This window comes from Reyranella sp. GW821-FHT14A01, from assembly GCF_058803965.1.
In genome coordinates this window covers 123,335-142,331 of record NZ_JBXAPM010000014.1, presented here as the reverse complement: position 1 = coordinate 142,331, position 18,997 = coordinate 123,335, and the positions used below count along the sequence as shown (strand labels likewise).

Here is an 18,997-nt window from a genome sequence, read left to right as displayed (position 1 = left end):
CGACGTTGGAAACGGGAATATTAAGCGCTTCCCTTCGGGCTTCCCCGCAAGCTTGCCAAACGAGCGGCATCGCGACTCGACGCAAATGCCGCGATGCGTATCGACTCCGCCATGATCGCCGCCTTCTTCTTCCCGTTCGAGTAAAAGGCGTTCTTCAGATAGGTAAGCTGGTCGTCCAGCTGCTTGCCTTTGACCGGATCGCCAGCCGCAACGGTCGCAATGACGATCTTCATGATCTGGAAGAGCGCTTCCTCATTCTCAGTGAGGATCGCACTTTCCTTCTTCTTGCTATCCTCTGACATGGGACCCTCGATTGTTAGGCGCAGATTTCTAGTCCTCGCTCATCAGCAGGTCTAGGGTAAGGCAATGAGCATGGAGAGGGCCGTCGAAACTGCCAGCCGAGACGTACCGGCGCCAATCAGGCCGCCGATGACGTCCCGCTTCACCTTCACGCCACCCTTCTCGCTGGCCGATCTCGCCTTTTCGGTGAAGACCTTCGCCGCCGGCATCGGCGCGCTGCTGATCTCCTACTGGCTGGAGGTGAAGGAGCCGCAATGGGCGATCGTCACCGTCTATCTGCTATCGCAGCCGATGGTCGGCGCCATCCTGTCCAAGAGCGCCTACCGGCTGGTCGGCACGGCGTGCGGCGCGATCTTCGCCCTGGTCTGCGTCGGCCTGTTCGCGCAGTCCGGGCCATTGTTCATCCTGGCCATGGCGCTCTGGCTCGCCTGCTGCACCGTCGGCGCCACCCTGTCGCGCAACTTCGCCTCCTACGGCTTCGGCCTCGCCGCCTATTCCGCGCTGATGATCGGCTTCGGCTCGGTCGACGCCCCCGACGATGCGTGGCGCCTGGCCGGCGACCGCGTGACCGAGGTTGGCCTCGGCATCGTCTGCGCAGCCCTCGTGCACGTCGTCTTCTTTCCACGATTTGCGCACGACGTGCTGGACGGTTCCATCCGCACGACTTTCTCCTCGCTCGCACGCTATGCCGCCGTCGTGCTGCGACCCGGCACACCAGACCATGTCTTCCATGACATGCGCCGGCAGATGTCGGCCGACATCGTGAAGTTCGACGCACTGCGCTCCTACGCCGTGTTCGAGGTACCGGCCCTCAAGCGCGACGACGAAGCGCTGTCGCGCATCCTGCGGGCGTTCCTCGGCATGCTCTCGGTCGCCCGCGGCCTCTTCATCCGGCTGGCCGAGCTGCGCGCCCGCGAGGACCAGGCGGTCGCCGCGCAGCTCGAACCGGTGCTCGACCGGGTGGTCGGCCTGCTGGAGACGATTGCGGCTGAGGCCGATGGCCCGCATTCGCCCGCTGCCGTGAGTGCGCTCGACGAGGCGCGCCAGGCACTGGCCGATGCACGGACCGAGATGGAAGCGCTGGCGGCCACCGCGCCTTTTGAACAGGTGAGCGAGAGCCTGCTGGTCCTGCAGCGCACCGCCGACATGGTGACGAGCCTCATCCGCGCCGTCGCCGCCTCGACCGGCGGCGCGGCGGTCGAGCCGCCGGGACCGCGCATGGCCGCGACCGTCGAGCCCGACATGACGAAGGCGCTGATCCAGGCGGCGCGCGCGGTGCTGGCCGTCGCCGCGATCGGCACCTTCTGGATCTTCTCGGCCTGGACCGCCGGCACCAACGCGATGACCGGCCTCGCGGTGATGATGGTGTTCTTCGCCACGGCGGAGAACCCCGCCCAGATGGCGCTCAGCTTCGTGACGGCCGTCGCGCTGTCGATGGTCGTCGGTTTCTTCGGCATGGCCGTCGTCGTGCCGCAGGTCGGCGACTTCGTGCCGCTGGCCGCCTTCCTGGCCCTGGTCCTGATCCCGTCGGGCCTGGTCATGACCAAGCCGGCCTACGCATTCCCGGCCGCGGTCTTCTCGGCCTTCTTCGCCACACAGCTCGGGTTGGCCAACCTGCCGAGCTTCGACATCGGTCCCTATATCGACAGCTCGATCGGCCTGCTGCTCGGCCTCTGCGGCGGCGTCCTCATGATCGCGATGGTGATGCCCTACGATCCCGCCCAGCCGCGGCTGCGCGAGTGGATCGATGCCGTGAACGCGCTGCCCGGTGCCGCGCGCGGCGAGCGGCCCGAGATCAATGCACGCATGCCGATCCTGCTCGCCCTGCTGAAGCTGATGCCGCGCCTCGATCTCACCAGGACGGAAGATGACGAAAGGATGAACGGCAGCTTCGGCCTCGCTTCGATGGCGCTCGAACTGGTCCGCCTGCGCAACCGGATCGATACGCCAGCCTTCCCCGTCGAAGCCCGCGAGCGCGCCGCGGCCTGCCTCGACCGGTTGGCCTCCGGGTTCGAGCGGCTGCCGCAGGCCGACGGTCTGGACGCCCGCGTGCAGATCGTGGACGAGGCGGTTGCCGCCGTGGCCTCGGCCCGCGCCGATCTCGCGGCGCTTCCGCGCAGAGCGGGCGACGACGGCACGATTGCGCTGGCGCACGTCCAAGCCTCGTTGCATTTCATTGCCGACCGGCTCGGCATCGACCGCGCCTTCCTCACCCGTGCGATTTCCTGATCGAAGCGCCGCCATGACCAACACACTCGGCATCGAGAGCCTGAAACCGCTCGACTTCTTCGGCTTCTACCTCCCGCCGATGGTCCTGTGGGCGCTGGTGGCGCTGGTGCCGTTCCTCATCCTGCGCCATTTGCTGAGCTGGAGCGGCGCCTACGCCTATATCTGGCACCGGCCACTGTTCGACGGGGCGCTTTTCGTGGTGATCGTCGGCGGGCTGGTCTTATCGGGAGGCACGCGTTGGCTCTAGGCAGGCAGGTGATCCGCGTCGGCATCACCCTCTTCATGACCGCGATCGCGGTCGGCGTCGGCTGGAAGCTCTGGAATATCTACATGTACGAGCCGTGGACGCGCGACGCCCGCGTGCGCTCGATCATCGTCAACCTGGCGCCCGACGTGTCGGGCCTGATCTCGAAGCTGAACGTCATCGACAACCAGCAAGTCAGGAAAGGCGACATCCTGTTCGTCGTCGAACGCGACCGCTTCCTCGCCGCGCAGGCGCAGGCCCAGGCGCTGGTCGAGAACAAGCGCGCCAGCCTGCAGCTCGCCAAGGACAACGAGAAGCGCGACGAGGATGTCTACAGGGTCGATCCCGGCGCCATCTCGGCGGCCAATGTCGAGGCCCGCCGCGCCGCCGCCCTCGTCGCGGCGGCCGAGGTCGACCAGGCGGTGGCGGCGCTGCAAACCGCCAACATCAACCTGGAACGCACCGAGGTGCGCTCGCCGGTGAACGGCTACGTCACCAACATGACGGCGAGCGTCGGCGACTACGCCACGACCGGCACGCCGGTGCTGGCGATCATCAACAGCGACGCCTTCTACGTGTACGCCTACTTCATGGAAACCAAGCTGCCCTATGTGCGCGACGGCGACGTGGCCGAGGTCCAGCTCATGGCCGGCGACGTGGTGATCCCGGGAACCGTACAGGGCGTGAGCCGCGGCATCGCGGAAGCGGGCGTCGACGGGGTCGGCCTGCTGGCCAACATCAATCCGAACTTCACCTGGGTGCGGTTGGCGCAGCGCGTGCCCGTGCGTATCCAGCTCGGTCCCATTCCTCCGAACGTGCGCCTCGTCGCGGGCTTGACGGCAACGGTGACAGTGAAGCCGTCCGGCGAGAAGAGGTAGCTATTCCCTGTAGTGACAGGCCGCCCAGTGACCGGGACGCTTCTCTTCGAGGACCGGCGAGCGCTGGCTGCAATCCGGCCGCGCGATCGGGCAGCGGGTGTGGAAGTGGCAGCCTGACGGCGGGCGGATCGGGTTGGGCACGTCGCCCTGCAGCATGATGCGCTTGCGCTTGATCGTCGGGTCGGGGATCGGCACGGCCGAGAGCAGGGCTTCCGAATAGGGATGCAGCGGCGTGTCGTAGAGTTCCGCCGCCGGCGCGATCTCGACGACCCTGCCGAGATACATCACCGCGATGCGCGTCGAGATGTGCTCCACGACGCTGAGATCGTGCGCGATGAACAGGTAGGTTAGGCCGAACTGCTCCTGCAGGTCCTCCAGCAGGTTGATGACCTGTGCCTGGATCGACACGTCGAGCGCCGAGACCGGCTCGTCGCAGATCAGCAGCTTGGGCTCGACGGCGAGCGCGCGGGCGATGCCGATGCGCTGGCGCTGGCCGCCGGAGAATTCGTGCGGGAAGCGGCGCATGTGATCGGGCCGCAGCCCCACCGTCTCGAGAAGCTGCACGACCCTGTCTTCCAGCGCCTGCCGCGAGTTCACGAGCTTATGGATGATCAGCGCCTCGCCGATGATCGCCCCGATGGTAAGGCGCGGGTTCAGCGACGCGTACGGGTCCTGGAAGATGATCTGCATGTCGCGCCGCATTGCCTGCAGCGCGTTGCGATCCATCTTCATGACGTCGTTGCCCTGGAACCAGACCTCACCCGAGCTGGGCTCGATCAGGCGCAGGATGCAGCGGCCGGTCGTCGACTTGCCGCAGCCCGACTCGCCCACCACGCCCAGCGTCTCGCCGGCGCCGATGTCGAAGCTGACGCCGTCGACGGCGTGCACCTTGTCGACCACGCGCGAGAGGATGCCGCCGCGGATCGCGAAGTGCTTGCGCAGGTCGCGGACGGAAAGGAGTGGTTTGGCAACGTCCGGCGCCGGGACTGCCGTGGGAGAGGTGACCGGAGCGCTCACAGCACGCACCTCACATAATGGCCGGGCCCGACTTCCTTGAGCGGCGGCACGCCCTGGGTGCAGATATCCATGGCGAACTTGCAGCGCGCGGCGAAGCGGCAACCGGGCGGCGGGTCGAGCAGGTTCGGCACGGTGCCGGCGATCGCCTCCAGCCGCTGCTTCTTCTCGGCCGACCGGTCGACTCGCGGGATCGAGCGGATCAGGCCCTGCGTATAGGGATGCCGCGGATTGCCGAACAGCGCCTCGACCGGCGCTTCCTCGACGACCTTGCCGGCATACATCACCGTCACCCTCTGGCAGGTCTCGGCGACGACGCCCATCGCGTGGGTGATCAGCATGATGGCCATGCCGAACCGTTCCTTCATCTCCTGCATCAGCTCCAGGATCTGCGCCTGGATGGTGACGTCGAGCGCCGTCGTCGGCTCGTCGGCGATCAGCAGCTTGGGCTGGCAGGACAACGCCATGGCGATCATCACCCGCTGGCGCATGCCGCCGGAGAACTGGTGCGGATAGTCGTGCACGCGGCGCTGAGGATTGGGGATGTTGACCAGCCGCAGCATTTCGGCGGCGCCCACCATCGCCTGCTTGCGCGACAGCTTCTGGTGCAGCTCGATCACCTCCGCGATCTGGTCGCCCACCGTGTAGACCGGATTGAGCGAGGTCATCGGCTCCTGGAAGATGATGGCAATCTCCTTGGCGCGGATCTTGTCCATCTCTTCCATGGAGAGTGGAATCAGGTCCTTGCCCTGCCACAGGATCTGCCCGTCCTCGAAGCGGCCGGGCGGCATGTCGATCAGCTTCAGCACCGAGCGGGCGGTGACGGTCTTGCCGCAGCCCGACTCGCCCACCACGCCCAGCGTCTCGCCCCGGTCAATATGCAGGTCGACCCCGTCGACGGCACGCACCATGCCGTCGTCGGTCTTGAACCAGGTTTTCAGCCCGCGAATGTCCAGCAGAGGTTCGGCCACGCTACACCAGTCCTAGAGAACACGCCGCGGATCGAGCGCGTCGCGCAGTCCGTCGCCGATGAAGTTGATCGCCAGCACGGTGATGAAGATCAGCGAACCGGGAAACAGCGCCCAATGCGGCGCGATGTCGAGATAGTCCTTGGCGTCCCGCAGCACGCTGCCCCAGGTCGGCACGTCGGACGGAAAGCCCAGGCCGAGGAAGGACAGCGTCGATTCCGCGATGATGGCGGCGGCGATGTCGATGGTCGCGACCACGATCACGGGCCCCAGCGCGTTGGGCAGGATGTGCTGCATCACCTGGCGCAGCCGCGAGGCGCCCAGCGCCCGGGCCGCCTCGACGAATTCCTTTTCGCGCAAGGACAGGAACTGCGCCCTGACCAGCCGCGCCGCCGACATCCAGCGCGTCCCGCCGATGACCGCCACGATCAGCACGAAGGCACCGCCCTCGACGCCCAGCACGCCCTTCACGGGCTCGCGGAACAGGTAGATGACCAGCAGCAGCAGCGGCAGCTGCGGCAGCGAGAGGAAGAGGTCGGTGACCCACATCAGCGCGGCATCGACCCGGCCGCTCGACATGCCGGCGATGGAGCCGACAAGCAGGCCGAAGAAGATGGCGACGACCATCGCCGCGACACCGACCGCGATCGAGATGCGGCCGCCGTAGATCAGGCGCGCGAGCAGATCCTGGCCGAGATCGTCGGTGCCCAGCGGATGGGCCCAGGAGGGCCCCTGCAGCTTGGCGGCGAAGTCGATCTCGTTGATCGCCACCGGCCAGAGGAGCGGCCCGGCCAGCACGCCGAACACGATCAGGAACAGCGCAAAGGCCGAGAACAGGGCCATCTTGTGCCGCCGGAAGCGGCGCCAGGCCTCGTGCCAGGGCGAGAAGCGCTGCGCCTTGCGTGCGGCGGGGGCCGCGACGGGCGCGCTAGCGGAAAGCGATGCGGGGGTCGAGCCAGCCATAAAGGATATCTGCAATGAGGTTGAAGATGACGACCAGGCAGGCCGAGACGAAGGTGACGCCCATGACGACGGGCGTGTCGTTGGAGAGCATCGACGTGATCAGCAGCGAGCCGATCCCGGGGACGCGGAAGATCTGCTCGGTGACCACCGCGCCGCTGAAGACGATGGGCATCTGCAGCGCGACCAGGGTCACGACCGGGATCAGCGCGGTGCGCACCACGTGCCGGGTGATGACCTTGCGCTCGCCGATGCCCTTGGACCGCGCCGTGGTGACGTAGTCGAGGCGGATGACATCGAGCACCGAGGAGCGCACGAAGCGCACCAGCGCCGCGCCCTGGAAGAGGCCGAGCACCGTCACCGGCATGATCGACTGCTTGATGTGCTCCCAGTAGAACTGCCAGCCCGTCGCATTGATGTCGGCGCGGTAGACGAAGGGCAGCCAGTCGAGCTGGATCGAGAAGATCAGGATCAGCACGAGGCCCGTGAAGAAGGTCGGCAGCGAGAAGCCGATGAAGGCGAAGGTGTTGGCGACCTGGTCGAACAGCGAATAGGGCTTGGTCGCCGCCAGCACGCCGACCGGGATGGCGATCGCGATGGCCAGGATCTGCGACGCGCCGATGACGATCAACGTCACGGGCAGGCGCTGCAGGATCAGCGTGCTCACGTCCATGCGGCTGACGAAGGAGAAGCCCCAGTCGCCTTGCAGCAGGGCGATCAACCAGTGCCAGTAGCGCATCCAGATCGGGTCATCGAGACCGAACTTGGCGCGCAGCGCGGCGCGCACCTCGGGCGGAACCGCCGGGTTGGTCGCCAACTCGTCGAAGGGATCTCCGGGCGCCATGGCCAGGAGGGCGAAGAGCACGATGCTGATCCCGAGCAGACTCGGGATCATGATCAGGAGCTTCCGGATTACGTACTGCCTGCTCACGCGATGGACCTGCAAATAAGAAAGCCCTCCCCGCGCGTCGCGGGGAGGGCGTTTTGGGAGCTAGGCGTCCTTGAACCAGTCGCTGAGGTCCGAGGTATTGTTGTCCCAGCCGCTGATCTGGCAGTTGAGCTTCGAGGCCTGCGCCGAGACCGTGGGCCGCTCCACGATGCCCATCACGATGTTGTTCTGCACGGCCAGATCATTGACCTTGATGAACATGGCGGCCCGCTTGACGGGATCGAGCTCCACCTCTGCGTCCTTCAGAAGCTTGTCGGCTTCCGGGCTCTGCCAGCGCGTGATGTTGCGGCCCTGCCACTTGTTCTCCTTGGTCGCCGCCTCCCACGAGGCGAACTGGAGCAAGTGCGTCGCCGGATCCGGCTGGCCCATGGTCGTCGTGTACATCTCGAGGTCGGTGTAGAACTTCGTGTAGGTGTCCGGATTGGCCACGTCGGACGAGAAGTAGACCGACGCCGTCACCGACTTCAGCTCGATGTCGATGCCGGCCTTCTGGGCCGCCTGCTTGATGATGGCCTGCGTCTTCTGGCGCGGCTGGTTGATCGAGGTCTGGTAGACGTACTTGAGTTTCTTGCCGTCCTTGGCGCGGATGCCGTCCGAGCCCTTCTTCCAGCCGGCCTTCTCGAGGATGTCGTTGGCCTTGTCGACGTTGAACTCGATCGGGTTGTTCTTGGAATTGAAGCGCGCCGGACCGTAGAGGTAGTTGCGCGTCGCCGGGCCGGTGCGGCCGTAGATGTGGTCCTGGATCGACTTGTTGTCGACCAGCAGCGCGATCGCCTTGCGCACTTCCGGGTCGCTGAGCGTCGGATGCTTGGTCTTCAGGCTCGACCGCTCGCCGTCGACTTCCGTCCACGGATCGGTCGTATTCATCAGGAAGAATTCGATATTGCCGCCCGGCGTGATCGAGACCTTGCCCTTGCCGCCCTTTTCCAGGCGCAGGAGGATTTCGTCCTCGACCTGCAGGTTCCAGGCGAAGTCGAATTCGCCGGTCTGCAGCACCGCGCGCGCCGCCGAGACGGCGTCGCCGCCGCCCTTCATCTCGACCGAGTCGAAGAACGGCTTGTTGGCCTGGTGATAGTTCGGGTTGGCAACGCCCGTCACCAGATCGCCCGGCTTGAAGTCCTTGAACATGTAGGGGCCGGTACCGACCGGCTTCAGGTTGGTGGGGGCGTCGCGCGACTTGGCGCCGATGAAGTCGGCGAACAGGTGCTTCGGGATCAGCATGCCGCGCGTGCCGACGAAGGCATCGGCCCAGAACGGCGTCGCCTTCTTGAACTTCACGACCACGGTGTACTGGTCGGTCTTCTCGACCGTCACGTCCTGGTAGGAGGCGATCGTGTAGGCCGCCGTCGCCGGATCCTTGGCGTATTCCCAGTTGAAGACGACGTCGTCGGCCGTGAACGGCTTGCCGTCGTGCCAGGTGACACCCTGCTTGAGCTTCCAGGTCACCGACATGCCGTCGGCGGAAAGGCCGCCATTCTCCTTGGTCGGAATCTCGGCCGCGAGCTTGGGCTTGAGGTTGCCCTCGCCGTCCCACGCCGCCAGCGGCTCGTAGAACAGGCGCGAACCGTCCTGGTCCTTGGTGCCGACCGCGAAATGCGGATTGAGGAGCGTCGGACCCTGCCACCACAGCAGCTTCAGCGGGCCGCCGCCGCCACGCTTGGTCGGCTTGTAGGTCGAGGCGGGCTGCGCCATCGCCACACCAGAATGCATCAGAATCTGGCCCGCCGCCGGTGCGCCGATGCCCACCGCCATCATCGCCTGCACGAAACCACGTCGCGAAAGCTTGCCGGCCTTTACCTTCCCGATCAGGCCACGCAGTTCACGTTCTTTCATCTCAATGCTCCCAACATCCTAGAGGCTCTTCCCATGTGCCGCCCTCGCTATGCTGCAAGATGCGTGCAATCCTCAATCGTTACAGGCTGTAACCTTGCCGTCAATGATAGCACTTGCCGTGGGGGAGACACCGGATGGCTTGGATTTCTCTATTTCTGGCCGGACTCTGTGAGATCGGCTGGCCTGTCGGCCTCAAACTTGGCTGGACGGACGAGGGAATCCGGCCGGGATGGCTGATCTTCGCCGCCGTTGCCATCATCGTGAGCGGTGCGCTGCTTATGTGGGCACAACGAACCATCCCCATGGGCACCGCCTACGCGATCTGGACCGGCATCGGCGCGGTCGGTGCCTTCACCGTCGGCATCCTGGCTTTCGGCGACACCGCGTCGACGATCCGCATCGTCTCGATCGCGCTCATCGTGGCCGGCATCGTCGGCCTCAAGCTCGCTTAAGGGAGATCGCCATGAGAATGAAAGACAAGGTGGCGCTGGTGACCGGTGCCGCGAGCGGGATGGGTGCAGCCACCGCGCGTCTTTTCGCCCGCGAGGGCGCCAAGGCCGTCGTCGTGGCCGACATGCTCGACAAGGAGGGCGAGGCTGTCGTCGCGGAGATCAAGAAGGCCGGCGGCACGGCGAGCTACGTGCATCTCGATGTAACAAATGAATCCGAATGGCAGGCCGCGATCGACAAGACGGTGGCCGCCCATGGCGGCCTGAATGTGCTGGTGAACAATGCCGGCATCTCGGGCTCGGCCGCCGAGGATCTTTACGACACCGCGCTGTGGCACAAGTTGATGGACATCAACTCGACCGGCGTCTTCCTCGGCATGAAGTATGGCATCGCCGCCATCCGCAAGACCGGCGGACCGGGCTCGGTGATCAACCTGTCGTCGATCTCGGGCATCGTCGGCCAACCCTATATCCATGTCGGCTACAACGCCTCCAAGGGCGCGGTCCGGCTGATCACCAAGGCCGCCGCCGCGCAGCACGGCAAGGAAGGCATCCGCGTGAACTCGGTGCATCCGGGCCTGATGCCGCCGATGCGCACCTCGGGCCGCACCGCCGATCCGGTGCAGCGCGCCAAGACCCTGAAGGGCGTGCCGCTCGGCCGTGCCGGCGAGGTCGACGAGGTGGCCAATGCCATCCTCTTCCTGGCGTCGGACGAGTCTTCCTACGTCACCGGCGCCGAGCTGGTGGTCGACGGCGGCTGGACGGCGGTCTGACGTGGCGGAAGAAAGGAAGACCATCGCACCGTGGAAGGTGCTGGAGTCGAAGTACAATTACCGCGACCGCTGGCTGGCGCTGCGCTCCGACACGGTCGAACTGCCCAACGGCCGCGTGCTCACGCCCTTCCATGTCATCGAGCAGCCCGACTGGGTCACCGCCGTCGCGATCACCCACGATGGCAACATCGTCCTGGTCGAGGAATATCGGCACGGCGCGAAGCAGGCCGTGATCGAGCTGCCGAGCGGCATCCACGACGGGCCAGGGCAACCGATCGACCAGATCAAGCGCGAGCTGCTGGAGGAGACCGGCTTCGCCAGCGACGAATGGCACCCGCTCGGCGCTTTCTTCGCCAATGCCCCTCGCCTCAGCAACCGCGTGCACTGCTTCGTCGCCCTCGATGCGCGCAAGGTTGCCCAACCGAAACCGGACGACGGCGAAGACATCGTCACGCACGAAGTGCCGTTTGCGACCTTCCTGGAAGAGATGCGCGACGGAAGCCGCACCTTCCACGGCTTCCAGGGCGGTGCGCTGTGGCTGCTGCACAGCTTCGCGCGAAAGACGAAAGACAAGCGGCTGGCGGCGCTGCTGGACTAGCCGACGGTCGCCTTACCGCCGTAAATCGCGCATGCGGCCCGCGAGGGCCAGCACCATGAAGCCGCCGATCATCGAAATATGCTCCATGGCGACATGGAAGTGCGGCGTGCGGGCAGGTTCGACCATCGTCCAGAACGGGTGCGCAAGCACGATGGCAACCACGAGGAAACCGCTCAGGATGCCGCAGCCCAGCCATAGCCAGCGATCGAACAGGATCAGCAGCGAGCCGATCAGCAAGGTCGCGACCAGCAGGACGTTGAGAGGGCCTGCCGGTTCGAGGCCCAGCCCCTTCAGTTCGGCGACGCTGTGCTGGAACTCGATCATGTGCGCGAGGCCGGCGCTCCAGAAGACGAAGGTCAGCACCAGCCGCGCCAGGAACCAGCCGATGCCGCTGTCCAGGAAAGCCGCGATGGCGCGCGGCATGTCGTTTCGACCCATAGGCTTTCTCCCCCGAGAAAATGCGGCGGGACCATAAGGCGACAAGCTGCCCTCTTCCACTGCGTTCGCTTTCGTGCGTAATTCGGCCATGGTTCGCAAACGACCCGACCAGGGCTGGCGCGCGGCGGCTTTCGCCGTGGCGTTGTTTGCGATCACGCTCAACTTCTTCCAGCCGCTGGCCCACGCCGTCCTGATGCGCGACGGCGGGCCCGAGGCCGCCGCCAAGACCTGGGGCGTCTTCTGCCTGCCCGCCGCCGACGAGGACGGTTCGCAGGCGCCCGGCCAGCAGGCGGGCAAGATCCACGAATGCTGCCTGGGCCTGGCGCATGCGCCGGTGCTGGGCGAACCCTCTACCACCGCTTTCCTGCTCGTCGAACCCGTTGCCGAGACGATCGTCTTTGCGGCCAACGACGAAGCCCTGGCCCCCGTCGGCATTCGCGACGGGCCCCACCGACCGCGCGGTCCGCCCTCCCACGTCTGACGCCTGAACCCGCGACGCGCCCTGCCGTGCGTCGCGTTCTTTTGTCATTCGTGGGGAGATTTTCATGTTGTCCGTTCGCGTGGCCACGGCCACCGCTTTCACAGCCCTCGGGCTGATCCCGATGCTTGCCCGCGCGCAAGGCGCGCCGCCAGCCGGGGATCCCGCACCGGCCACCAGCCAGCAGCCCGTCGTGCTGGCGCCGGTCACCGTCAGCGCCGGCCGTGGTTCCGATCTCGACAAGCTCGACGTCAGTACCACTGTGATGACGCGTCAGCAGATCGAGGCGATGCCCGAGACCGGCGTCGACCAGCTCGTGAATCGCATCCCCGGCGTCTGGCTGCCCAACATCCCGACCGGCCAGCTCCATCCGACCGCGCAGCCGGTCAACATCCGGGGCTTCGGGACCAGCACCACGATCAACACGCTGATCATGGTCGACGGCGTGCCGGTCAACGATCCCTACTTCCGGACGATGAACTGGAGCACCATCCCCAAGAACTCGGTCGAGCGCATCGAGGTCATCCGCGGCGGCGGCGCCACCAGCCTGTGGGGCAACATGGCGATGGGCGGCGTGATCAACATCATCACCCGCCAGCCCGAGAAGACGGGCGCCTCGGCCGACGTCAGCTATGGCAGCTACAACACCTCGACCGGCGAAGCGGCCGCCAGTTACGTCGTCAGCGACAAGGTCAAAGCGGGGCTGAGCTACAATCATGCGCAGAGCTCGGGCTACAACCTGACGCCGGCGCAGTACCGCAACGCCAACCTGGTGCCGACGGCGTCCAAGGCCGACAATATCGCCGCCAGCGTGTTCCTGACGCCCAACGAGAACCTCAAGCTCTTCGCCAAGGCCTACTGGAACCAGACCTACGAGGACGGGCTTGTCTGGACCTACGCCCACAACAACTGGTCGACCTATCGCCTGCTGGCCGGCGGCAGCTACAAGTTCGACGAGAACCACTCGCTGAACTTCAGCGGCTGGGTGAGCGGCGGCTCGTTCGGCACCATCAATGTCGGCAGCGGCAGCTACACGCTGAACAACATCAACGCGACCAACCAGTTCGTCAGCCAGATCGAGGCCGCGCCCAACTCCGACATCGGCGGTTCGGTCTTCTACGAGGCCAATTTCGGCCCCTTGCGCGACGTCAAGATCGGCGTCGATGCGCGCCGCACGCTGGTCACCGACTACAACAGCCTCTATGCCAGCGTATCGGCCAACCCCACGACCTTCGTCGTGAATGGCGAGCACCGCTTCCAGGGCGTGTTTGGCCAGGGCACCTATCGCTTCACCGGCATCCCGATCGACATCACGGTGGGCGTGCGCGGCGACTTCTGGCAGGCGATGAACGCCAGCGTGCTGACGACGAACTCCAGCACCCTGAACGTCGTGCCCAATGCCAGCGCGGCGAGCTTCGATCCGCGGGTCGGCTTCAAGTTCTACGCCAGCGACGAGCTGACCCTGCGCGGCGCCATCTACCGCAACTTCTCGGCGCCGGGCATGAACCAGATGTATCGCGTGTTCGCCAGTGGCACGGGCTATACGACGATCAATCCCAATCTCCAGCCGATGACCAACTTCGGCCAGGAGCTGGGCTTCGACTTCGAATGGAAGTCCTTCACCCTCTCGGGCACCTACTTCAACAACAACCTGAACAACTTTATCGACTTCATCACGGTCTGCAACACCAACCCGGCCTGCGCCGCGCCCTATGTCAGCGCGGCCGGCCTCAGCCCGTCCTTCACGACGGTGCGCCAGTACCAGAATGTCGGCAACGCCACCTTCCAGGGCATCGAGCTGATCGCCACCTGGCAGCCGTTCGAGCAGCTCAGGCTGACCGGCGGCTTCACCAGCACCACGGCCTATCTCACCAGCTCGACCAACCCGACCCTGGTGCGCACCGGCGTGCAGCTCGGCCAGGTGCCGAGCTACATGTTCACGGCCGGCGTCGAATGGCGGCCGATCGAGAACCTCGTCCTGACCGCGTCGATGAAATCGTTCCCGCAATACTGGAACGACACCAACCACACCCAGCTGAACGACGGGGCGACCCTGATCGATCTCGGCTTCCGCTGGTCGCCGGTGAAGGACGTCGACATCTATGGCAGTATCCAGAACCTGACCAACGTCCAGTACCTGGCGCAGGGCTATACGCTGACCTCGTTCGAGGGCTCGACGGTCAGCCCGTCCGCCATACCGCAGCTCGGCATGCCGCTGACTGCCATCGCCGGCCTGAGGGTGAAATTCTGATGCGCGCTTTTCTCGCCTTCTTCGCCGTCCTGCTGTTCGCCGGCACTGCTGGCGCACAGCATCAGCACGGCAAGCCATCGGCCGCGGCGCCGGAAGCCTTCACGGCCACCCCGGCCTTCGGACCCGACGGCACGCTGTGGCTCGTCCGCGCCATGGCCGACAAGATCGTGGTCGTGCGCTCGACCGATCTCGGCAAGACCTTCTCCGAGCCGGTCGCCGTGACGCCCGAACCGACGAACCTCGACTGGGGTCCCGACGCGCGGGCCCGCATTGTCGTCACACCGAAGGGCGAGCTGGTCGTCACCTTCGCGATCTTCCAGGACCGCAACTTCAACGGCCGGGCCTTCTACTCGCGCTCCAAGGACAACGGCGCGACCTTCAGCAAGCCGCGGCCGATCACCGCCGACACGACCAGCCAGCGCTTCGAGACGGCCGCGGTCGATCCCTCGACGGGTCGCGTGTTCGCGGCCTGGCTCGACAAGCGCAACGTCGCCAAGGCGCGCGCCGCCGGGAAGCCCTATCCCGGCGCGGCGCTCGCCTATGCCTGGGAGGATGGCGAGGCGGGCTTCGGCCCGACCAGCATCGCCCTCGACAATACCTGCGAATGCTGCCGCCTCGGCGTCGCCTTCGCCGGTCCCGGCAAGCCCGCCGTGGTGTTCCGCAACATCTTCCCCGGCTCGGTCCGCGACCATGGCGTCGTCACCTTCAAGGACGAGAAGACGCCCGGCCCCGTGCGCCGCGTCAGCGCCGACGAGTGGAAGATCGAGGCCTGCCCGCATCACGGGCCCAGCATCGCGATCCTGCCGGACGGCTCCTATCACGTCGCCTGGTTCACCGACGGCTCGGCGCGCCAGGGCCTGTTCTATGCCCGCGCCGACAATGGCGACACGCCGTTCGGCGCGCCGCGCGCGCTGTCGACGCCCCGGCGCCAGCCGGCGCGGCCGTATCTTCTGGCCAACGGCAGCGCGCTCCATCTCGTGTGGAAGGAGTTCGACGGCACCAAGTCGACCGTGCGCTGGCAGGTGAGCCACGATAGCGGCCGCACCTGGAGCGATCCGCGCACCGTCGCCGACACCGAGGACGCCTCCGATCATCCCCTGCTCGTCGCCAATGCCGGCCGCGCCTATCTGTCGTGGCTCACCAAGGCCGACGGCTATCGCCTGATTCCCCTCGAGGACCAGCCATGATCCGCGCGTTCTTCCTCGCCTTCGTGCTGGTACTGGCCTCGGCCGGTGCACAGTCCGCCGACCTGCAGTCCTTCGGCCGTGGCAGCTGGTCCAAGCTGCGCGCCGCCCATGACGGCCAGCCGACCGTCGTGCATTTCTGGGGGCTCACCTGCGCGCCCTGCCTCGTCGAGATGCCGGAATGGGGCAAGCTGCGCGCCGAGCGGCCCGACATGCGTCTCGTGATGGTGGCCGCCGATCCGGTGCCGCAGGATCCCGCGCGTGTGTCGGACATGCTGGCGCGGGCCGATCTCGGCAAGGCCGAGAACTGGGCCTTCGCCGACCGTTTCAACGAGCGGCTGCGTTACGAGATCGATCCGGCCTGGGCTGGCGAGCTGCCGCGCACCCTGCTGATCGACCGTGACGGCAAGGAGACCGTCCTCACGGGCGTGGCCGATCTCGCCGAGGTCCGCGCCTGGCTCGACGCGCAGAAGAAGCGCTGAGCTGCCCGAATTCATTAACCAGGAGTCCGTTCCATGTTGTGCCGCCGCCTCATCCTCACCGCCGCCGTCTCCCTCCTCGCGATGCCCGCCATGGCCCAGGACTACAAGATCGGGTCGCTCGAGATCACCACGCCGTGGACGCGCGCCACGCCGCCGTCAGCGCGCACCGGCGGCGGCTTCCTGACCATCACCAACAAGGGCACGACGGCCGACCGGCTGGTCTCCGCGCGCAGCAACGCCTCGGACAAGGTCGAGATCCACGACGTCCAGATGGACGGCAGCGTGATGCGCATGCGCGAACTCACGAACGGCCTCGAGATCGCGCCGGGCGCCACCGTCGCGCTGAAGCCCGGCGGCTACCACATCATGTTCATGGAACTGAAGGCGCCGATCGCCAAGGACGCCAAGGTGCCGCTGACCCTGGTCTTCGAGAAAGCCGGCAGCGTCGACGTCCAGCTCACCGCCCAGGCCATGGGCGCCATGCCGCAAGGGCACGGGAAGAATTAACCCTCATTGGAGCGCGCAACTCCAGTTGCGCTCATGTCTTGCTGATCCAAGACGCTTGAGCGCCACTGGAGTGGCGCGCTCCATTGACAGGCTTACATTACCTTCAGCAGTTCGATCGCAATCAGCACCATGCCGATGACCGACACGAACCACGCCAGCGTCCGCAGCCAGGCGATGCCGGCGACGTAGATCGCGGCATAGGCGACGCGGCCCCAGAAGAAGATCATCGCGCCCATCGCGGTCATGGCGTTGGCCTTGCCGGCCACGGCGACGATCAGCACCAGCGCCGAGAACAGCACCATATTCTCGATCATGTTGAGATGGGCGCGCTTGGCCCGTCCGGCCCAGCCGGTGATCTCGGGCAGGCCCTCGCGGTTACCGGCCAGCGTCGGCAGGCCGAGCGCCTGGTTGGAGCCCGTGGCCGCCACCAGCATCTGGACGAACGTCAGGATCACGGAGAAGAAGAGGTACGTCAGGTCCGCGGACATCGGCGTTTCTCCCATCGTTGTTATTTGGTCCCGAAGAGACGGTCCCCCGCATCGCCGAGCCCGGGAACAATATACCCGTGATCGTTGAGTTTTGCATCGATCGCTGCCGCGAAGACCGGCACGTCGGGATGGACCTCGGCGAAGGTCCGCGCCCCCTGCTCCGAACCCAGCACGCAGATGAACTTGATCCGCTTGGCGCCGGACTCCTTCAGCCGGTCGACCGCGGCGATGGCCGAATGGGCTGTCGCCAGCATCGGGTCGCAGACGATGACGTCGCGGTCGGAAATGTCCTGCGGGATCTTCAGGTAATACTCGACCGCCTGCAGCGTCCGCGGGTCGCGGTAGAGGCCGACATGGCCGACCCTCGCCAGCGGCACGAGGTCGATGACGCCCTCGGCCAGCCCGAGGCCGGCGCGCAGGATCGGCACCACCACCAGCTTCTTGCCGTCGAGCAGCGGCGCCTCCATCGCCTCGATCGGCGTCTCGATGCGCGCCTGCATCATCGGCAGGTCGCGCGTGGCGTCGTAGCCCAGCAGCAGCCCGATCTCGCGCAGCAGGCGGCGGAAATTCGTGCTCGACGTCGCCTTGTCGCGCAGCTTGGTGAGCTTGTGCTGCACCAGCGGATGCGACACGACATGGATCGAGTGCGGCAATGACATCGTCTTCTTCTCCCCAAAAACTTCAGAACACCGCGTTTCAGAACACCGTGCCGTCGCTCTCGACGGTGATGGGCGGGCCGCCGCCGGGACGGCGCTCAGCGGCCAGCCGGCGACCCGCAAACCATGTGCCGGCCTCCAGCACCTTCACCAGCGGCAGGCGCTGTGCATCCATACCCAAATGCAGGCGGACATGCTCGGCGATCTGGTCGAGCAGCGCCACGGTGAGCGCCCGCCATTCGACGATCGCCTCGTCGCCCGGGGCAAAGCTCTTCTCCAGCAGAACGCTCTGCTTGGGCCTGAGCGCACCGGCATCGACCAGCAGGCCGCCGTTGCGATACTCCGGCAGGCCGGTCAGCGCATCGAGCGCCGCAACCTTGCGGCCGGCGCCCTCAATCGGCTCGACCAGCGAATAACTCATCCACTGCGAGAGCTTGTGGAACGGGACGAGCCCGATCACCGGATGCTCCCACACGTCGCCGCGCGGCGACGGCCAGATCGGCGAAAGCTTGTCGAGCACGGCGGCCAGGATGGCTTCGGCCTTCACCTCGCGGCCGGTGGCCACGATGTCGAACAGCGCACCCGGCCGTTCCAGCCCAACGCTCCCCAGCTTGCGCAGCAGCTCGGCGCGGCCTTCCAGGCCCAGCAACGGGTTGTGCGCCTTCACCTGGAAGCCCATGGCGATGTCCATCGGCGTGAGCTGCGCCAGGCGCTCGGCATCGACCCGCAACGGATCGCCCTTGGCATCGCGGCTGAACGCGCCGTTGGCGAACATGTGCAGGCTGGCGACGCCCAGCCCCTCGGAGCGCGCATAAGTCTCGCCCGTGCCCGGCTCGCGATAGCTCCAGGCCGCGCCGGCGCCGGCGTCGAGCAGGACGGACACGACCGCGAGGTCCATGCGACGGCGCGCGATCTCCTCGGCCGGCAGATGCGTCAACCGCTCGGCCAGCGCGCTCCATCGGTCGCGGCCGCCCGATTCGAAATGCCGCCAGCGCGAATGGAACGGGATCGCCGCCGGATTGGGAAACCGCTCGCGCGCGACGGCCAGCGTCGCCTGCACCGCCGCTTCCAGCCCGTTGGCATCGAGCTGGAACCACTGCGACTGCCCGTCCACGACATACTTCAGAACCTTCGCCGCCCGCTCGCGGATCGCGACGGGGGTGCGGAGGTAAGCGAGATCGTTTCTCAAGACATGCGCCCATATACCGGTGTCATCCTGAGCGCAGCGAAGGATCCTTCGCTGCGCTCAGGATGACAAGAAAAGTGATTTGGAACGAAAGAACGCCTCATTGGAGCGCGACACTCCAGTGGCGCATCA

The 18,997-nt window shown here is 66.2% G+C and carries 21 protein-coding genes; 11 read left to right on the top strand and 10 right to left on the bottom strand.

Going from position 1 to position 18,997, the window contains the following annotated elements; genetic code table 11:
• Positions 1-20: 20 nt before the first annotated feature.
• Complete coding sequence (locus AC1ROX_RS24260) at positions 21-302, bottom strand: hypothetical protein (RefSeq protein ID WP_493130018.1); 282 nt, start codon at positions 300-302, stop codon at positions 21-23.
• Positions 303-429: 127 nt separating this feature from the next.
• Here AC1ROX_RS24260 and AC1ROX_RS24255 point away from each other — a divergent pair, with 127 nt between their 5' ends.
• Genes AC1ROX_RS24255 through AC1ROX_RS24245 form a run of 3 tightly spaced genes read left to right on the top strand, consistent with a single transcriptional unit; the run spans position 430 to position 3,651 of the window.
• On the top strand, positions 430-2,529 hold the full coding sequence (locus tag AC1ROX_RS24255) for an FUSC family protein (protein WP_493130014.1): 2,100 nt from the start codon (positions 430-432) through the stop codon (positions 2,527-2,529).
• A 13-nt stretch (positions 2,530-2,542) separates the two neighbouring features.
• A complete protein-coding gene (locus AC1ROX_RS24250; protein WP_493130012.1) occupies positions 2,543-2,776 on the top strand; it encodes a DUF1656 domain-containing protein in 234 nt (77 codons plus the stop codon).
• The gene (locus tag AC1ROX_RS24245; RefSeq protein WP_493130010.1) at positions 2,767-3,651 is read left to right on the top strand and encodes an efflux RND transporter periplasmic adaptor subunit; all 885 of its coding nucleotides are present in this window, start codon (positions 2,767-2,769) and stop codon (positions 3,649-3,651) included. The genes AC1ROX_RS24250 and AC1ROX_RS24245 overlap by 10 nt, the downstream gene beginning before the upstream one ends.
• Here AC1ROX_RS24245 and AC1ROX_RS24240 read toward each other — a convergent pair whose 3' ends face one another.
• The 5 genes from AC1ROX_RS24240 to AC1ROX_RS24220 all read right to left on the bottom strand — a co-directional run bounded on the left by AC1ROX_RS24240 (position 3,652) and on the right by AC1ROX_RS24220 (position 9,375).
• A complete protein-coding gene (locus AC1ROX_RS24240) occupies positions 3,652-4,668 on the bottom strand; it encodes an ABC transporter ATP-binding protein (RefSeq protein WP_493130008.1) in 1,017 nt (338 codons plus the stop codon).
• A complete protein-coding gene (locus AC1ROX_RS24235; protein ID WP_493130108.1) occupies positions 4,665-5,576 on the bottom strand; it encodes an ABC transporter ATP-binding protein in 912 nt (303 codons plus the stop codon). The genes AC1ROX_RS24240 and AC1ROX_RS24235 overlap by 4 nt, the downstream gene beginning before the upstream one ends.
• Before the next feature lie 72 nt (positions 5,577-5,648).
• On the bottom strand, positions 5,649-6,596 hold the full coding sequence (locus tag AC1ROX_RS24230) for an ABC transporter permease (RefSeq protein ID WP_493130006.1): 948 nt from the start codon (positions 6,594-6,596) through the stop codon (positions 5,649-5,651).
• A complete protein-coding gene (locus AC1ROX_RS24225) occupies positions 6,562-7,524 on the bottom strand; it encodes an ABC transporter permease (protein WP_493130004.1) in 963 nt (320 codons plus the stop codon). The genes AC1ROX_RS24230 and AC1ROX_RS24225 overlap by 35 nt, the downstream gene beginning before the upstream one ends.
• 60 nt (positions 7,525-7,584) lie before the next feature.
• Entirely contained in the window at positions 7,585-9,375 is a 1,791-nt protein-coding gene (locus AC1ROX_RS24220) for a peptide ABC transporter substrate-binding protein (RefSeq protein WP_493130002.1), read from the bottom strand.
• A 134-nt stretch (positions 9,376-9,509) separates the two neighbouring features.
• Here AC1ROX_RS24220 and AC1ROX_RS24215 point away from each other — a divergent pair, with 134 nt between their 5' ends.
• From AC1ROX_RS24215 to AC1ROX_RS24205, 3 genes are read left to right on the top strand one after another with little or no spacing between them, the layout of a single operon-like run.
• Entirely contained in the window at positions 9,510-9,827 is a 318-nt protein-coding gene (locus tag AC1ROX_RS24215; RefSeq protein WP_493130000.1) for a DMT family transporter, read from the top strand.
• An 11-nt stretch (positions 9,828-9,838) separates the two neighbouring features.
• A complete protein-coding gene (locus AC1ROX_RS24210; protein WP_493129998.1) occupies positions 9,839-10,597 on the top strand; it encodes a glucose 1-dehydrogenase in 759 nt (252 codons plus the stop codon).
• 1 nt (position 10,598) lies between these two features.
• Positions 10,599-11,195 carry an NUDIX hydrolase gene (locus AC1ROX_RS24205; RefSeq protein ID WP_493129996.1) on the top strand — a complete coding sequence of 199 codons (597 nt, stop codon included), beginning with the start codon at positions 10,599-10,601 and terminating at the stop codon, positions 11,193-11,195.
• 12 nt (positions 11,196-11,207) lie between these two features.
• On the opposite strand, the gene AC1ROX_RS24200 is transcribed toward AC1ROX_RS24205, so the two are convergent.
• Positions 11,208-11,633, bottom strand: coding sequence for a DoxX family protein (locus AC1ROX_RS24200; RefSeq protein WP_493129994.1), 426 nt, complete (start codon positions 11,631-11,633; stop codon positions 11,208-11,210).
• 88 nt (positions 11,634-11,721) lie between these two features.
• Between AC1ROX_RS24200 and AC1ROX_RS24195 the strand changes: the two genes are divergently transcribed.
• The 5 genes from AC1ROX_RS24195 (at position 11,722) to AC1ROX_RS24175 (ending at position 16,535) form a co-directional block, all read left to right on the top strand.
• Positions 11,722-12,114, top strand: a complete 393-nt coding sequence (locus AC1ROX_RS24195) for a DUF2946 family protein (RefSeq protein WP_493129992.1) — start codon at positions 11,722-11,724, stop codon at positions 12,112-12,114.
• Positions 12,115-12,178: 64 nt separating this feature from the next.
• Positions 12,179-14,362 (top strand): TonB-dependent receptor, encoded by a 2,184-nt coding sequence (locus AC1ROX_RS24190; protein WP_493129990.1) that lies wholly within the window; start codon positions 12,179-12,181, stop codon positions 14,360-14,362.
• Positions 14,362-15,549: a sialidase family protein gene (locus AC1ROX_RS24185; RefSeq protein ID WP_493129988.1), complete on the top strand. Its 1,188-nt coding sequence runs from the start codon at positions 14,362-14,364 to the stop codon at positions 15,547-15,549. Before AC1ROX_RS24190 ends, AC1ROX_RS24185 begins: the two co-directional genes overlap by 1 nt.
• Positions 15,546-16,028 (top strand): TlpA family protein disulfide reductase, encoded by a 483-nt coding sequence (locus AC1ROX_RS24180; RefSeq protein ID WP_493129986.1) that lies wholly within the window; start codon positions 15,546-15,548, stop codon positions 16,026-16,028. The genes AC1ROX_RS24185 and AC1ROX_RS24180 overlap by 4 nt, the downstream gene beginning before the upstream one ends.
• Positions 16,029-16,061: 33 nt before the next feature.
• Entirely contained in the window at positions 16,062-16,535 is a 474-nt protein-coding gene (locus AC1ROX_RS24175) for a copper chaperone PCu(A)C (protein WP_493129984.1), read from the top strand.
• 92 nt (positions 16,536-16,627) lie between these two features.
• Here AC1ROX_RS24175 and AC1ROX_RS24170 read toward each other — a convergent pair whose 3' ends face one another.
• The 3 genes from AC1ROX_RS24170 to AC1ROX_RS24160 are packed head-to-tail and all read right to left on the bottom strand — an operon-like array spanning position 16,628 to position 18,868.
• Positions 16,628-17,023 (bottom strand): MAPEG family protein, encoded by a 396-nt coding sequence (locus tag AC1ROX_RS24170; RefSeq protein ID WP_493129982.1) that lies wholly within the window; start codon positions 17,021-17,023, stop codon positions 16,628-16,630.
• A gap of 20 nt (positions 17,024-17,043) precedes the next feature.
• On the bottom strand, positions 17,044-17,682 hold the full coding sequence (gene upp / locus AC1ROX_RS24165; RefSeq protein WP_493129980.1) for a uracil phosphoribosyltransferase: 639 nt from the start codon (positions 17,680-17,682) through the stop codon (positions 17,044-17,046).
• 37 nt (positions 17,683-17,719) lie between these two features.
• Positions 17,720-18,868 carry a URC4/urg3 family protein gene (locus AC1ROX_RS24160; RefSeq protein WP_493129978.1) on the bottom strand — a complete coding sequence of 383 codons (1,149 nt, stop codon included), beginning with the start codon at positions 18,866-18,868 and terminating at the stop codon, positions 17,720-17,722.
• Positions 18,869-18,997 lie beyond the last annotated feature (129 nt).